The following is a 15,220-nucleotide window of genomic DNA, read 5'->3' as shown; positions in this document are numbered from 1 at the left end:
GCAACACGATACGACAAGCTCGCCATCAACTTCGCAGCTACATGCTATATCGCTGCCACCATCATATGGTGGGTTTGATTGAGTCTCCACCCTAGGGGTGGTGAATTTGTCTTTTGAAGACGATGAGTTTGTCAGTCTCGTTGGACCTTCCGGTTTCGCCGCCGTCCCCTACGCCGGAGATGGCGGCGCGGACGATGTGCGCGCCGTCGGTTGATCAGGCAATTTGCAGTGACTGAGGTGCTGTTGCTTGGCGCTTTCTATCCTTCGTCTTCATCGCCTTGCCGGCAACATAGACTTCGGCGATGCAACGGTCGTCGCCCATGGTCTGAAGAATAAAGAGCTCTTCGGCGAGCGACGTCGCTGTGCGCATGCGGAACTCCATCGCCGATTTGGCGCCGGAATCGAGCACGACGATGTCGGCATCCGCGCCTGCCTGGAGCGAACCGATCTGCCGCTCCAAGCCGAGCGCCAGGGCATTGCCGCGCGTCATGCGGTAGAAGGAGTTGAACGGCGTCAGCCGTTGGCCCTGCAGGTGCAGTATCTTGTAGGCCTCATCCATCGTTTCCAGCATGGAGAAGGTGGTGCCGCCGCCGACATCGGTGGCAACCGACCAGCGCGCACCAAACTTGTCGAACCGGGCGGCGTCGAACAGTCCCGAACCCAGGAAAAGGTTTGACGTCGGGCAGAAGACGCCGACAGCGCCAGTTTCGGCAAATACGGAAACCTCGCGATCGCTCAGATGAATGGAATGACCGAGCAGCATACGCTCATTGAGCAGGTCGTAGCGGGCGTAGATATCCGTGTAGTCCTTCGCCTCGGGATAGAGGGATGTGGCAAAGGCAACCTCGTCGCGATTTTCGGAGAGGTGCGTCTGGACGTAACAGGTCGGGTGTTCGGCGACGAGAGCCTGGCTCATTTCCATCTGCTCGGGCGTGGAGGTGATGGCAAAGCGCGGGCTGATCGCATAATGCGCGCGACCGCGGCCATGCCATTTCTCAATGAGTCGGTTGGTTTCGTCATATCCTTGCTGTGGCGTGTCGCGCAACGCTTCCGGAGCATTGCGATCCATCATGACCTTGCCGCCGATCATGCGCATGCCGCGCGCCTCGGCCGCGGCGAAATAAGCGTCGACGCTTTCAGGATGCACGGAGCAATAGGCAACCGCCGTCGTCGTGCCGTTCGACAACAGCTCGTCCATGAAGCGATCGGCCACTTCAGCCGCATGGGCGGCGCGTGCGAACTTCTGTTCCTCGACGAAAATATAGGTGTTCAGCCATTCGAGCAGCTGCGCGCCGTAGGAAGCGATCGCCTGCGTCTGCGGGAAATGCAGGTGCGTATCGATAAAGCCGGGGAGGATGAGGTTCGGCCGATGATCGACAACCTCAACATTGGCACCCGCCAGCTTGCGGATATCGCCATAGCTCACGGTCTCGACGATCTTGCCGTTACGCACGAAAACCGCGCCATCTTCGAGATAGCGATAGGAGGCGGTGTCATCGATGCCTTGCGGCTCGGCGACGAAGGTCAGCACACGGCCGCGGATCAGCAATTCGTTCATTGGGCTTTCTCTCCACTAATGGCGCTTTCATACCAGGAGACGAGCAGGCGGCGCTCCTCGTCGGTTATATGCGAGGCGTTGGCCGGCGGCATGGCGTGGCTGCGGCCGGCCTGCAGATAGATCTCGCGGGCATGGGCGGCGATATCGCGATCCGTCTCGAACACCACGCCCCTGGGAGGGGCGATGATACCCTCCCAGCTGGGTTCCTTGGAATGGCACATCGAGCAGCGTCCCATCACCGTATCGCGTACCTTCTGGAAGGCCTGCGTCGCGATGAAAGGCTGCTGGATAGCCGAGATCTTGGCGTCGGCTGCTTCACCGGTCAGCAGCTTCGGCACCGTCGAAAGCCACATGATGATGATGAAAAGAACGACGGTGACGAGCCAGGTCCAGGTCGGGTTGCCTGCATTGGCATGGCGGGTGTTGAAATAATGGCGGATCGTGACGCCCATCAGGAAGACCAGCGAGGCGATGATCCAGTTGAACTGGGTGCCGAAAGCCAGCGGATAGTGGTTCGACAGCATCAGGAACAGCACCGGCAGTGTCAGGTAGTTGTTGTGCGTCGAGCGCTGCTTGGCGATCCTGCCGTATTTCGCATCGGGCGTGCGGCCGGCAAGGAGGTCGGCGACGACGATCTTCTGGTTCGGGATGATGATGAAGAACACGTTGGCCGACATGATCGTCGCCGTGAAGGCGCCGAGATGCAGGAAGGCGGCCCGGCCCGTGAACAGATGCGTATAACCCCAGGCGACCGCGACCAGGATGAAATACAGCGCCACCATCAGCCGGGTATTGTCATTGCCGAAGGGCGACTTGCAGATCAGATCGTACATGATCCAGCCGCCCGCGATCGTACCCAGCGAAATGGCTATCGCCACGGGCTTTGACACATCGAGCACGGCCGGATCGATCATGTAGAGGTCGGCACCGGCGTAGTAGACGAGACAGAGCATGCCGAAGCCGGAGAGCCAGGTGACGTAGCTCTCCCATTTGAACCAGACAAGATGGTCCGGCATATTGGCCGGTGCTACCAGGTACTTCTGGATATGGTAGAAGCCCCCGCCATGAACCTGCCACTCCTCGCCATACGCCCCTGGAGGCAATGCGGCATGTTTCTTCAAGCCCAGGTCCAGGGCCACGAAATAGAATGACGAGCCGATCCAGGCGATGGCTGTGATCACGTGCAACCAGCGGACGGCAAATGTTATCCAGTCCCAGGCGATGGCGTATTCGTACAAGGGAAAGTCCTCCCGATCTTCACGGGACTGTTTGCCATCCCGTGATTTTCTAGGAAATCCCGGTGAATCCGCAACACTTTCAAAAAAATCTATAAGATGACCCCTGCTTTGATCCGCACGCCAATGTGGTAAAAGGAACCATGTCCTATCTCGATAATGTGCGTGTCTTCGTTCGTGTGGTCGAACTCGGAACCCTTTCGGCGGCGGGGCGCGATCAACGCGTCACCCCTGCGGTGGCGAGCAATCGCATCAAGGAACTCGAGCGCCATCTCGGCGTACGGCTCTTCAACCGCACGACCAGGAAACTCTCGCCGACCGAACACGGCCGCGTCTTCTACGACGGCGCTGTGAAGATCATTGAGGCGGTGAACGAGGCGGAGGGGGCGATCGCCGACCTCTCGCGCAATCCGAAGGGTTCGCTCCGGATTACCGCGCCGCTCGGCATCGGCCGCCGGCTGATCGCCTCTGGCATTCCGGAGTTCCACGACAAATATCCGGATATCGAAGTGCGCGTCCGCTTGTCGGACCACAATGTCGATATCCTCGCTGAAGGTGTCGACGTGGCTTTCAAGCTCGGTGTGTTGGAGGACTCGAACCTGCGCATGCGCGGCATTCTTAATTGCGAGCGCGTGCTCTGCGCCTCACCAGACTATCTGGCAGGGCGCGGCGTACCGGCGAACGCGGATGCGCTGATTGCCGATAAGCATGACTGTCTTCTGCTGCGCTATCCGGGATCCAAAGAGTATTTCTGGACGCTGGTAACGGCGGATGGCCCGCGCAAATTCGAGGTCGCCGGCCCGTATGATAGCGACGACGGCGACGTGCTCACCCAATGGGCTTTGGAAGGTCGCGGCATCATCAACAAGCCGCTGTTCGAGGTGAAGGCCCATCTTAGGGAAGGCCGGCTGGTGGAGATCTTGAAGGACAGTCCGCCGGCCCCCGTGCAGCTTGCCGCGATCTATCCGCACAAGCGTTTCCAGGATCCGAAGGTTCGGCTGATGATCGACTTCATGGCGGAGCGCTGTCAGCGGCTGATCGGCAAGCTGCTCCAGGACGAGCCTGCGGCCGCCGCCTCTAGCGGCTGACCGCCGAGACGGACTTGCTCTGGCTTGCTTTCCAGCTGAGCGCCGCCGTCATGATTTCCGCAGCGGCGAGCGTGGCGATGACGGCGGGACGTTTGTCCTTCAGCGCCGTGCCACCGATCGGGCAGACAAGCCGATCGAAGAGACCCGGGAGGCCGGTTTCTCGCGACAGCCAGTTGCGGAACGTGGCGCGCTTCGTCTTGGAACCGATCATGCCGACATAGGCAGCATCCCGATGCTTGAGCGCTTCGGCCGCAATGAGGAAATCAAGCGCATGGTCGTGGGTGAGGATCACGAAGCTGCTGCCGGCCGGCGCATCACGCACCACAGCCTCGGGCATGGCCGTCAGGCAGGTCTCGATATGGGGCACGATGCAGGCGGTAAGTTCGTCCTCTCGCGTATCCACCAGCACGACGCGCAGCGGTGCCAGCGAAAGCGCCATGACGAGCGCGTCGCCGACATGGCCGGCTCCGAAAACATAGACATGCGGCCGCGCCGCCATTTCCCCGTCGCTGCGGGCAATGAGATGGTCAGCAAGTTCCGCATTGAGCGCGGTGAACGCAAGTCCTACCCGGCCGCCGCAGCACTGGCCGATCTCCGGGCCGAGCGGCACGTTCATCGGCTCCGCCGCAATGCCGGAGCGCAATGCCCGGCGCGCCTGGTCGATCGCCATATATTCGAGCTGCCCGCCGCCGATCGTTGCAAAAATCGCCTGTTCCGACACCAGCATCCAGGCGTCTGTATCGCGCGGCGCGGAGCCTGCGACACCGGTCACCTCGACCAGGATCGACGCCGGTTCGCGGCGCAGGAAATCCCGGATGTCTTCGCACGCGGCAGGCATGACCTTACTCCTTCTTTGCCGACCTGAGACGTTCGATCGCCATCAGCACCCGCTCCGGTGTTGCCGGCGCATCGAGGCGCGGACAGATCTTGTGGTCGGCGACGCTGGCTACAGCATCCGACAAGGCATGCAAAACTGCAAGGCCGAGCGGCAAAGGCGGCTCGCCGACCGCCTTGGAACGATGGATCGTCGGTTCATAGGCTTCGGACCAGTCGGTCAGCGCTACATTGAAAATCTTCGGTCGGTCGGATGCAAGCGGGATTTTATAGGTGGAGGGTGCGTGGGTGCGCAGCCGCCCCTTATTGTCCCAGAACAATTCCTCCGTCGTCAGCCAACCCATGCCCTGGATGAAGCCGCCTTCGATTTGTCCGATATCGATGGCCTTGTTCAACGAACGGCCTGTATCGTGCAGAATATCCGTCCGCTCGACCACATACTCCCCGGTCAGCGTATCGATGGATACCTCCGAGCATGCGGCGCCATAGGCGTAGTAATAGAAGGCGTGGCCGCGGCCCTTGGAGCGGTCCCAATGGATTTTCGGCGTCTTGTAGAAGCCCGCCGCCGAAAGCTGGACGCGTGCCATATAGGCCTTCTTGACCAGATCGTCGAAGGCTATCTCGATATCACCGATGCGCACCCGATTGGGCAGGAAGATCACCTGATCGCGGGCCACCCGATGGCTTTCAGCCGCGAAGGCGATCAGCCGGTCCTTGATCTGGCGCGCGGCGTTCTGCGCCGCCATGCCATTGAGGTCCGCGCCGGAAGAGGCGGCCGTCGGCGAGGTATTGGGCACCTTGGCGGTCGTCGTGGCGGTGATCTTCACCCGGTCGAGATCGATCTGGAATTCCTCGGCCACCACCTGCGCCACCTTCAGATGCAGGCCTTGCCCCATCTCGGTGCCGCCATGGTTCATGTGCACGGAACCGTCGCTATAGACGTGCACCAGAGCGCCAGCTTGGTTCGACTCGGTCTTGGTGAAGGAGATACCGAATTTCACCGGCGTCAGCGCGATGCCGCGCTTGACGATGCGGCTCTTCGCATTGAATTTTGCGATGGCCTTGCGGCGGCCGGCATAATCGGCGCTCTCCTCCAGCTCCGCGACGATGCGCTGGATGATGCAGTCCTCCACCTTCTGGTGGTAGGGCGTGAGGTTGCGCTCGCCCTCGACGCCCATGGCGTCGTAAAAATTCAGCTTGCGGATATCGAGCGGATCCTTGCCGACGGCGAAGGCTACCTCGTCGATGACGCGCTCGGCGCCCACCATGCCCTGCGGGCCGCCGAAACCGCGAAAGGCCGTGTTGGAGACGGTGTTGGTATAGAGCGGCGCCGATTTCGCGTGAACATGGGGGAAGAAATAGGCGTTGTCGCAGTGAAACAGCGCACGGTCGCCGACGGGGCCGGAGAGATCGGCGGAAAAGCCGGCCCGAAGCGCGAATGTATAGTCGATGGCAAGGATGCGGCCGTCGTCGTCGAAGCCGACATCGTAGTCGATGGCAAAGTCATGCCGCTTGCCGGTGGCGGTCATGTCCTCATCGCGGTCGAGCCGGACTTTGACGGCGCGGTTCAGCTTCTTGGCGGCGATGGCAGCGATTGCCGCGCACTGGTTCGCCTGCGTTTCCTTGCCGCCGAAGCCGCCACCCATGCGGCGTATCTCGATCGTCACGGCATTGCTCGGCACACCGAGCGCATGGGCGACCATGTGCTGCGTCTCGCTCGGCCCCTGGGTCGAGCAATGGACGATGACCTCGTCGTCCTCACCGGGTACCGCGAGCGAGACCTGCCCTTCGAGATAGAAATGATCCTGACCGCCGAGCCGCATGCGGCCTTTGACGCGGCGCGGCGCGCGCTCAAGCTCGGCTGCTGCATCGCCCCTCTTCAGCGTCAGCGGCGCGACGACCTGCCGGTGGGTGGAAACGTCGAGATCCCATATGTCGATATCGGCTGGCAATTCGTCATATTCGATCTTTGCCAACCGCGCCGCGCGGCGGGCCTGCTCGCGCGTTTCAGCAATGACGCAGAAGATCGGCTGGCCATGGAACTCGACCTTGCCGGCAGCAAGCACTGGGTCGTCATGCATGTTGGAAGGCGAGATATCATTGACGCCGGGAACATCCTCGTGGGTCAGGACAGTGACGACGCCTGGGGCGGCGCGCACGGCAGACAGATCGACCGATTTCAGAATACCGTGCGCTACGGTCGACAGGCCGAGGCCGGCATGCAACGCGCCTGTTTGCTCCGGGATATCGTCGATATAGACGGCCGTGCCGGCGACGTGCTTGTGGGCGGAGTCGTGGCGAGGGCTGGTATGGACGCCGCCGATAATGGTTTCTGCCTTGAGGCCGGACGTGTGCTTGTTCATGGCCTATGCAGCCTCGTATCTGGACACCTGAGTCGGTGTCGCGTCTGTCGTCGTCTCCAGGTAGAACCGGAGAAGAAGGTTCCTTGCCGCAAGCGCGCGGTATTCGGCGGTGGCCCGCATGTCGCTGAGCGGCGTGTAGTCCTCGGCGTATCTTTCCATCGCTCGTTCCACCGTGGATTCGTTCCAGAGCTGGCCAAGCAGCGCCTTTTCGACGGCAAAGGCCCGTTTCGGTGTTCCGGCCATGCCGCCATAGGCGATGCGGATCTCCGTGACTGTGTCGTCGGCGGCAAGTGTCAGGCGGAAGGCGCCGAGCGTTGCGGTGATGTCCTCGTCCCGGCGCTTGGTCACCTTGTAGATGGCAAATTTTCCCGATGCATCGGGAATGGGCACATGCACGGTTTCCACGAATTCGCCCGGCTGCCGATCCTGCTTGCCATAGGTGATGAAGAAGTCTTCGAGCGCGACGATGCGCCTGACAGCACCCTTGCGCAAAGTGAGCGAAGCCCCGAGTGCGATCAGGGGTGGCGGCGTATCACCGATCGGCGAGCCATTGGCGATGTTGCCGCCGATTGTTCCCATGTTGCGCACCTGCTGGCCGCCGATACGAGTGATCAGTGAGCCGAGTGCCGGGATGTGCCGCGAAAGGGTTGCGATCGCTTCCGAGTAGGTAACGCCGGCACCGATGGAGACGATGCCATCGTTCACGGCGATGGACTTCAACTCGTCGAGCCCGGCGATGAAAACTGCCGGCGAGATGTCGCGCATATGCTTGGTGACCCAGAGGCCAACATCGGTGGAGCCCGCGATCACGGTGGCGGTCGGCGACACCTCGAGAACAGCTGCGAAATCGTCAAGGTTCGCCGGCACGACCAGCCGGCTGCGGTCGTCGCCGATCTCGACCCGCGCGCCATCGTGCAAAGCCCGCAGGCGGGCGGTCATCGCTTCCCGTTCGACGAGCAGAGGATCCTTCGTCGTCCCGCCATAGCTGGAAATTGCGCGCGCGGCGCGCAGGATCGGCTCATAACCGGTGCAGCGACAAAGATTGCCCTGAAGCGCGATTTCGATCTGCTGGTCCGTCGGGTTCGGCGTCTGCATCCAGAGGCCGTAGAGCGACATGACAAAACCTGGTGTGCAGAAGCCGCATTGCGAGCCATGACAGTCGACCATGGCCTCCTGAACCGGATGCAGCTTTCCGTCGCGGCCTGCGAGATGCTCGACGGTCACCACATGGCAACCATCCAGCGAACCAAGGAAGCGTATGCAGGCATTGACGCCCTCATAGACGAGGTCACCCGCCGGCGTGAGCCGCCCCACAAGCACCGTGCAGGCGCCACAGTCGCCCTCGGCACAGCCCTCCTTGGTGCCCTTGAGCGACCGGGAAAGCCGCAGCCAGCCGAGCAGCGTCTGGTTCGGCGTGACGTCGCGGAGCGTAATATCCTGGCCGTTGAGGATGAAACGCAGTTCGGAGCGGATCGTGACGGGCGCCATCATTTAACTCCCACGGTAGGTGGAATAGCTGTAGGGCGAGAGGAGCAGCGGCACGTGGTAGTGCGCGCTTTCATCCGCAAGGCCGAATAGGATCGGGATGATATCGAGGAACATCGGGCCCTCGGATGTGCGGCCGAAATAGTCACCGGCATGGAAACGCAGTTCGTAGGCGCCGGCCTTCATGGTTTCGCCCGATAGCAGCGGTGCATCACAGCGGCCGTCGCCGTTGGTCTTGGTTGATTTGACGTGGTGATGCGTATCGCCTTCGATCCGGTAGAGATCGATGCGCAGGCCCTGAGCCGGCTTGCCGAGCGCCGTATCCAGCACGTGGGTCGTGAGCCGGCCGGCTCCTCGCGAATGAGATTGCATGTTTTCTCCCGAACGTAGCGCTTCTGTCGCCACTATCCGTCAGGCTTATTCCCCTGAAAAGCGGCGGGATCGTTCGAGACTTTCAAAATTTCCAAGGGGAATAGCGCGCGCGATTTGTGGTTAGAAATTTGCCATCGAAGACATTTGGAGGAGTGTTCCATGCGATATTGCCGTGACATGCACGGATATGGCCAGACGCCGCCGGCGGCTGAGTGGCCTGACGATGCGCGCATCGCCGTGCAATTCGTCCTGAATTACGAAGAGGGCGGCGAGAACTGCGTGCTGCATGGCGATGCCGCATCAGAAGCCTTTCTTTCGGAAATCGTCGGCGCCTCCCAATGGCCGGGCCAGCGTCACTGGAATATGGAATCGGTCTATGAATATGGCGCCCGCGCCGGCTTCTGGCGTCTGCACCGGCTTTTCACCGAGAAGCAGCTGCCCGTCACCGTCTACGGCGTCGCAACCGCGCTGCAGCGCTCGCCGGCGCAAGTCGCCGCGATGGTGGAGGCAGGCTGGGAAATCGCCTCGCACGGTCTGAAATGGGTGGAGCACAAGGACATGGCTCCGGACGAGGAGCGCGCGGCAATCGCCGAGGCGATGCGCCTGCACACATTGGTCACCGGCGAGCGGCCGCGTGGCTGGTACACCGGCCGCTGTTCGGCAAACACCGTCGATCTGGTGACGGAATTCGGCGGTTTCGACTACATCTCCGACACCTATGCCGACGACTTGCCCTATTGGTATGAGCATGGCGGTCACCAGCAGCTCATCATCCCCTACACGCTCGACGCCAACGACATGCGTTTTGCGACGCCGCAGGGCTTCAACAGCGGTGACCAGTTCTTCAGCTACCTGAAGGATTCCTTCGATGCGCTCTATGCGGAAGGCGCCGCCGGCAGCCCGAAGATGATGAGCATCGGCCTGCATTGCCGACTGATCGGCCGGCCCGGCCGCGTCATGGCGCTCGCCCGCTTCATCGACTATGTTCAGAGCCACGAGAAGGTCTGGATCGCGCGGCGCATCGACATCGCCGAACATTGGGCAAAGACCCATCCACCGAAGTCGGCCACGGAGCGGCCCTCGCAGATGCCGGAGGCCGAGTTTGTCGAGCGCTTCGGCGGCATCTTCGAACATTCGCCCTGGATTGCGCAGCGCGCCTTCGCCGGCGAACTCTCGCCAGCCAACGATACCGCAATCGGCCTCCACGCTGCTCTCGCCTTCCAGTTCCGCGCAGCGAGCGACGAGGAGCGGCTTGGCGTGCTCGCCGCCCACCCGGATCTTGCCGGAAAGCTGGCGCAGGCCAAGCGCCTGACGGCGAGCTCGACGGAAGAACAGGCCTCCGCCGGCCTCGATGCGCTGACGACAGAAGAACACGCACGTTTGACCGACCTCAACAATCGCTACGTCACAAAATTCGGTTTCCCATTCATCATCGCCGTGCGCGACCATACGAAATCCGGGATCCTCGCCGCGTTCGAGACCCGGATCGAGAACGACCGCAACGCCGAATTCGCCGCCGCCTGCCGCCAAGTGGAGCGGATCGCGCTTCTGCGGCTCGACGCCATGTTCCGAGACGGACAGGCATTGCACCCGCTCGGCCAGCGGACTGCTGCGTGAAACGCTGGCGCTGCCCAGAAAGAACAGAAGTGAGGAGAGCGTGAATGAAAGTGATCGAGATACAGCCGTTGACGAGCGTCGCCTTCTTCCCCTTCGGCGAGGTGATCGAAATGGAAGGGGCATATAACTATCCCATCAATGCCGGGAAATGCGTCCGATACCATGACCTCGCGAAGATCGAGACAACAGGCGAGAAGGCACGTGCGATGATCAGTCTGCTCCGGGGCGAGCCTTACATGCTGCCGCTGGAACTGCGGATGGTTGAGCGGCACCCCTTCGGCAGCCAGGCCTTCATCCCGTTGACGGATAACCCGTTCCTGGTTGTCGTCGCGCAGGAAACAGCCAATGGGCCGGGTGAGCCGCTCGCTTTCCGGACGAAACCCGGGCAGGGCGTCAATATCGGGCGCAATGTCTGGCACGGTATCCTCACCCCTCTCGACGGTGTCTCCGACTTCGCTGTCGTCGACCGCGCCGGCGAGGGCGTAAACCTGGAAGAGCATTTCTTCAAGGAACCGTTCCTGATCCGCTGATCAGACAAGGGTGAGTTGGGACAAGAAGAAGGGGGGCCACGGCAGTGGCCCCCCTTCTTTGATTCACAAGCATCTTTAATTTCGCATCCAATGTGACACGGGATGATCGCGCGTGCTTTGCTTCGCTCCCCGTCCTTCGGGAACTTGCCGCCAATAAAATCCACGGCTTGCGGGCCAGTCGATAATTCCGGATTCAAATAGAAACGGCCTGCACACAGGCTCAGGAGCCGGGACGTCCGATCGGATGACCCGGCTCCTTGAAGCGTGCAACTGTTAGTCTGCGAAGAAGGCGAAGCGCACGATGAACAAGGCCGCAACGATCTGTGTCGCCAGATGAAGCGTGTTCCATCGGCCGGTGCAAACCTTCAGGACGACGTAGCTGATGAACCCGAAAGCAAGGCCATTGGCGATCGAGTAGGTAAACGGCATCGCCAGCGCCGTGAGTGCCGCGGGTGCAGCTTCAGTCAGATCATCCCATTCGATTTCCGTTAGCTCACGCATCATCAGGCCGGCGACGTAGAGCAGGGCCGGCGCCGTCGCATAGGCAGGAACAGAGGCGGCGAGCGGGGAAAAGAACAGGGCCGCGACAAAGAGCACGGCAATTGTCACCGCCGTCAGGCCTGTGCGACCTCCCGCCTGAACGCCCGAAGCACTTTCGACATAAGCGGTCGTGCTGCTGGTGCCCATCAATGAGCCGGCGACAATAGCCGCGCTGTCGGCGAGCAGAGCCCGGCTCAAGCGGTTCGGCTTGCCTTCCTCGATCAGTTTCGCCCGCTTGGCGACGCCGATCAGCGTCCCGGTCGCGTCGAAGACCTCAACGAGCACGAAGACGAGGATGATGTGGATCAGGCCTCCATGGAGAGCTCCTACGATGTCGAGCTGCATAAAGGTCGGCATGATCGAGGGAGGCATCGAAACGATGCCGTGGAACTGGCTGACGCCGAAGATCCAGGAGAGAACGGTGACAGCAAGAATGCCGATCAGGATCGAACCCCTTACTTTCATCGCATCAAGAACGGCGATGACGAAGAAGCCGAAGATTGCGAGAAGGGGGCCGGTCTGCTTCAGGTCTCCGAGACCGATGAGCGTCGCCTTATTGGCGACGACGATGCCGGCACCCTTGAGGGCAATGATAGCCAGAAAAAGGCCGATACCGGCGGCGATAGCGCTTCTGAGCGAGCGCGGGATGCCCGCTATCAGCCAGCTGCGTACGCCGGTGACTGTCAAAAGGACGAAGATCCCGCCTGAGATGAAGACCGCGCCGAGCGCCTGTTGCCAGGTAAAGCCGAGCGCTGCGACGACGGTGAAGGCAAAGAAGGCATTGAGCCCCATGCCCGGCGCCAACCCTATCGGCCAATTGGCGACAAGTCCCATGACGATGGAACCCAATGCCGCGGCAAGACAGGTGGCGACAAAAATGGCATTGCGGTCCATGCCCGTGGTCGACAGGATATCCGGATTGACGAAGATGATGTAGGACATCGTCAAGAACGTCGTCACGCCTGCGACGAGTTCGGTGCGGACGGACGTGCCGTGCTCACTCAATTTGAAAAGTCGTTCAAACATAGTTCCTCCCTAAGCGTTCCCAACGCCAGTGCATGTCATGAAGCTGGCCTGCATCTCCTCCGGATGCCGGCGCGACAAGCGCTTGTAAACGCTTCGTAGCGAGGGGGATTGTGCGCTGTTAGAGGCTCTGCGCGCTAGAGCCGGATTTCCCTGCAATTCGCGAAAGTCATTCTAGTTTTTCGGGCTATTTCCGAGCGAGTGGATTTGCGTTTCGGAGCGATCACAGAATGGAGAAGACCTTCGATGCGGATATTTCCAACGTGTTCTGTTCGCCACCGCCTGGCGCCATCGATCGGGCAACGATGATACGCGCTGTGTTTTACAGGTGCGAAACGACAAAGCCAACCTATTTTGCGCCAGAAGGCGGCGCTGCGGCCACAGCGCTCAATGTGGCGGAAATTTCAGCACGAGCTGGAGGTTGCCGGCAAAGCTGTCGGGGATATGTGACTGGTCCGCGCAGGACATTGACGCAAAACACCGCATTCTCGATGGTTGCCCGTGTGGCTGGACTGAGATGACGGATACAGACGAGAAGCGGCGGGCCAACTGCAAGATCATCACAAATGCACGCTGCGACGATTTCTTTGAAATGCTCGAACAACGATTGGCTCGCTTCAGCATGCCGGGGATCTAACACGGTATTTGTTGCTGGCGTCTACGGCGCAGCACATTCAAAGATTCGCATATCACCTTGAAGAGTATTCGGTTCGCAAAGCCGTTCGCTGCAGAGCGGACGCAGCCTGACGATACTCATCATGGACCGAATTGCCGACGCGCGCCGATCCCTGCACCCATGCTGCTTGCATGGAGATGGATGGCTTCTCTTTGAGCAACTGCTGCTGCTGACCCTCATAAATAGAAAGAAGGCTCGGAGGGAAACCGAACCTTCTCCCTTTTCTGATCGGAGGTCGAAGTCAGATCAGAAGCTGCGCTCGAAGCGGAGGATACCAGCCCACTGGTCTTCGTTGATCGAATCCCAGTTGGTGTAGGTAACTTCCGGCTCGATGAGCAGGTTCTTGACCGGCTTGAACTTGAGGTTCGTGGTTGCAGAGAAGATCTTCGAGTCGGTGTAGGCGACCTGGAAGTTCCACTTCAGCTTTTCGTTGATCGGAACGCTTGCGCCGCCCCAAAGAGCCCAGTCACCCCAGCCGATACCGGAAGCATCGCCAGCACCGTTCGCACCAGCGTACTTGTTCAGCTTGTCGCCGTCGGTGTTCCAGCCGCCCATCAAGAAGGCCGAGAAGACACCGAAGTCAGCATCGACACGAGCCTTGATGGCGCCTTCTTCGACGATCGAGTCATAGCCGCCAACGACCTTGAAGCCCCATGCGCCAGACTTGAAGCCGGCACCGGCAACAACGTCGGGAGCGTAATGGTCGGAGCTGTCTTCGCCGTTAGCGCCAGTAGCGCCCGTACCGGAATTGGTATCTTCGACGGAGATCACAGCCGTGAAGCCGTTGCCTGCATCGTAGTTGTAGGTGATCTGGTTCAGCTCGTACGGACCGTCATAAACCACGTCGTCGTTGATGACGTCGCCGGCATAACCGGTGAAGACGTTGAACTGCGAGTCTTCCTTACCAATGGTGAAGCCACCGAGGCTGATGCTGGCATGCAGCAGGTTGGTGGACGTCGAGCCGCCGTTGGCCCAGTCCCAACGCAGTTCGGTGTTGGTCTTCAGCGGACCATACTCGGTGTCCGTTGCCGTCTGCAGCTGCAGCTCAGCGCGGGTGTGCCAGAGCGTGCCGAAACGGCTGTTCGGGTTGTAGGCATCGTACCACTGACCTTCGGTACGAACCTTGCCGCCGATCTTGAGGCAGGTTTCGGTGCCCGGGATGAAGAAGTAGCCGGCGCCGTAAGCGTCGCAGATACGGACGTACTCAAGCGGCTCCGGTTCAGCAGCGACGACAGCGTCGGCCGCATGAGCGCCGGAAACTACTGCCAGTGCAGCAGCGGAGCCGAGAAGAAGGCTCTTGATATTCATTTTGTCTCCAATCGATATGCCTGATCGGAACGACGCCGGCGACCACCCGCTACGTTCATTGATCAGGCTGTTCCCTCTAAGTGGAAGCCAACGGCCCCCCACGCACACGGTAGCGAGATGGATATGGCATCGGAACACAATAGTTTCGCCGCGCCGTGTATTTTCAGACATAAAATTGTCATAGATGCAAAAATACATCACTTATACTCTGTAATGGTTGAGTCTATCTAACTATATGCACCGGAAATACTAAATAAACGTACGTAATGTATATATACACTGGAATGTTAGTAGCCAAATTATAAGTCTACGTTACTATTTATACTGATTTTAACTCTCGATGCAGCCGTTTGGAGCGGGAATTGCGCCGATTCGGGTGATGGAATGTGAGCCCTATGGCATGTCTTTGCCGGCAAAGACCGGGCGCGCTCGGTGTCCGAGATCGATCGGAGCGCCACGAGGTACGAAGCACCAAACTTGGCTCTTCGGTCAGTCAGTCTAGAGCAGGTCCTGCGATCGATGAATCGATTGTGAGGTGACGCGGCGCGGCGAAGCTGATTCAACATCCACAGCAAAGAGGTGGATGATGGC

General features: G+C 60.3%; 11 protein-coding genes. 3 read left to right on the top strand and 8 right to left on the bottom strand.

Annotated features, from left to right (window positions below; genetic code table 11):
* Positions 1 to 214: 214 nt before the first annotated feature.
* Together guaD and FHT29_RS34060 are read right to left on the bottom strand one after the other, a co-directional pair.
* Complete coding sequence (gene guaD, locus FHT29_RS34065; protein WP_168601176.1) at positions 215 to 1,558, bottom strand: guanine deaminase; 1,344 nt, start codon at positions 1,556 to 1,558, stop codon at positions 215 to 217.
* The gene (locus FHT29_RS34060) at positions 1,555 to 2,796 is read right to left on the bottom strand and encodes a urate hydroxylase PuuD (protein WP_168601175.1); all 1,242 of its coding nucleotides are present in this window, start codon (positions 2,794 to 2,796) and stop codon (positions 1,555 to 1,557) included. The genes guaD and FHT29_RS34060 overlap by 4 nt, the downstream gene beginning before the upstream one ends.
* Before the next feature lie 140 nt (positions 2,797 to 2,936).
* Between FHT29_RS34060 and FHT29_RS34055 the strand changes: the two genes are divergently transcribed.
* Positions 2,937 to 3,881, top strand: coding sequence for a LysR family transcriptional regulator (locus tag FHT29_RS34055; protein WP_037197021.1), 945 nt, complete (start codon positions 2,937 to 2,939; stop codon positions 3,879 to 3,881).
* On the opposite strand, the gene xdhC is transcribed toward FHT29_RS34055, so the two are convergent.
* From xdhC to uraH, 4 genes are read right to left on the bottom strand one after another with little or no spacing between them, the layout of a single operon-like run.
* Positions 3,871 to 4,719, bottom strand: a complete 849-nt coding sequence (gene xdhC, locus FHT29_RS34050) for a xanthine dehydrogenase accessory protein XdhC (protein ID WP_168601174.1) — start codon at positions 4,717 to 4,719, stop codon at positions 3,871 to 3,873. The two genes, FHT29_RS34055 and xdhC, sit on opposite strands and share 11 nt — an antisense overlap.
* A gap of 4 nt (positions 4,720 to 4,723) precedes the next feature.
* Positions 4,724 to 7,078 (bottom strand): xanthine dehydrogenase molybdopterin binding subunit, encoded by a 2,355-nt coding sequence (xdhB, locus tag FHT29_RS34045; protein ID WP_168601173.1) that lies wholly within the window; start codon positions 7,076 to 7,078, stop codon positions 4,724 to 4,726.
* Positions 7,079 to 7,081: 3 nt separating this feature from the next.
* A complete protein-coding gene (xdhA, locus tag FHT29_RS34040; RefSeq protein WP_168601172.1) occupies positions 7,082 to 8,566 on the bottom strand; it encodes a xanthine dehydrogenase small subunit in 1,485 nt (494 codons plus the stop codon).
* Positions 8,567 to 8,569: 3 nt separating this feature from the next.
* Positions 8,570 to 8,935, bottom strand: a complete 366-nt coding sequence (gene uraH, locus FHT29_RS34035; protein WP_168601171.1) for a hydroxyisourate hydrolase — start codon at positions 8,933 to 8,935, stop codon at positions 8,570 to 8,572.
* Positions 8,936 to 9,094: 159 nt separating this feature from the next.
* On the opposite strand from uraH, the gene puuE reads away from it, so the two are divergent.
* The gene (gene puuE, locus FHT29_RS34030; RefSeq protein WP_168601170.1) at positions 9,095 to 10,552 is read left to right on the top strand and encodes an allantoinase PuuE; all 1,458 of its coding nucleotides are present in this window, start codon (positions 9,095 to 9,097) and stop codon (positions 10,550 to 10,552) included.
* A 44-nt stretch (positions 10,553 to 10,596) separates the two neighbouring features.
* Positions 10,597 to 11,082, top strand: coding sequence for an ureidoglycolate lyase (locus tag FHT29_RS34025; RefSeq protein ID WP_168601169.1), 486 nt, complete (start codon positions 10,597 to 10,599; stop codon positions 11,080 to 11,082).
* Positions 11,083 to 11,355: 273 nt separating this feature from the next.
* Here FHT29_RS34025 and FHT29_RS34020 read toward each other — a convergent pair whose 3' ends face one another.
* Positions 11,356 to 12,648, bottom strand: a complete 1,293-nt coding sequence (locus tag FHT29_RS34020) for an NCS2 family permease (protein WP_168601168.1) — start codon at positions 12,646 to 12,648, stop codon at positions 11,356 to 11,358.
* A gap of 919 nt (positions 12,649 to 13,567) precedes the next feature.
* Positions 13,568 to 14,629 carry a porin gene (locus FHT29_RS34015; RefSeq protein WP_037197014.1) on the bottom strand — a complete coding sequence of 354 codons (1,062 nt, stop codon included), beginning with the start codon at positions 14,627 to 14,629 and terminating at the stop codon, positions 13,568 to 13,570.
* Positions 14,630 to 15,220 lie beyond the last annotated feature (591 nt).

Source organism: Rhizobium sp. SG741, assembly GCF_012275435.1.
GTDB lineage: Bacteria > Pseudomonadota > Alphaproteobacteria > Rhizobiales > Rhizobiaceae > Rhizobium > Rhizobium lusitanum.
The sequence above is the reverse complement of the archived record's forward strand: the minus strand, read 5'-3'. Positions and strand labels throughout refer to the sequence as shown.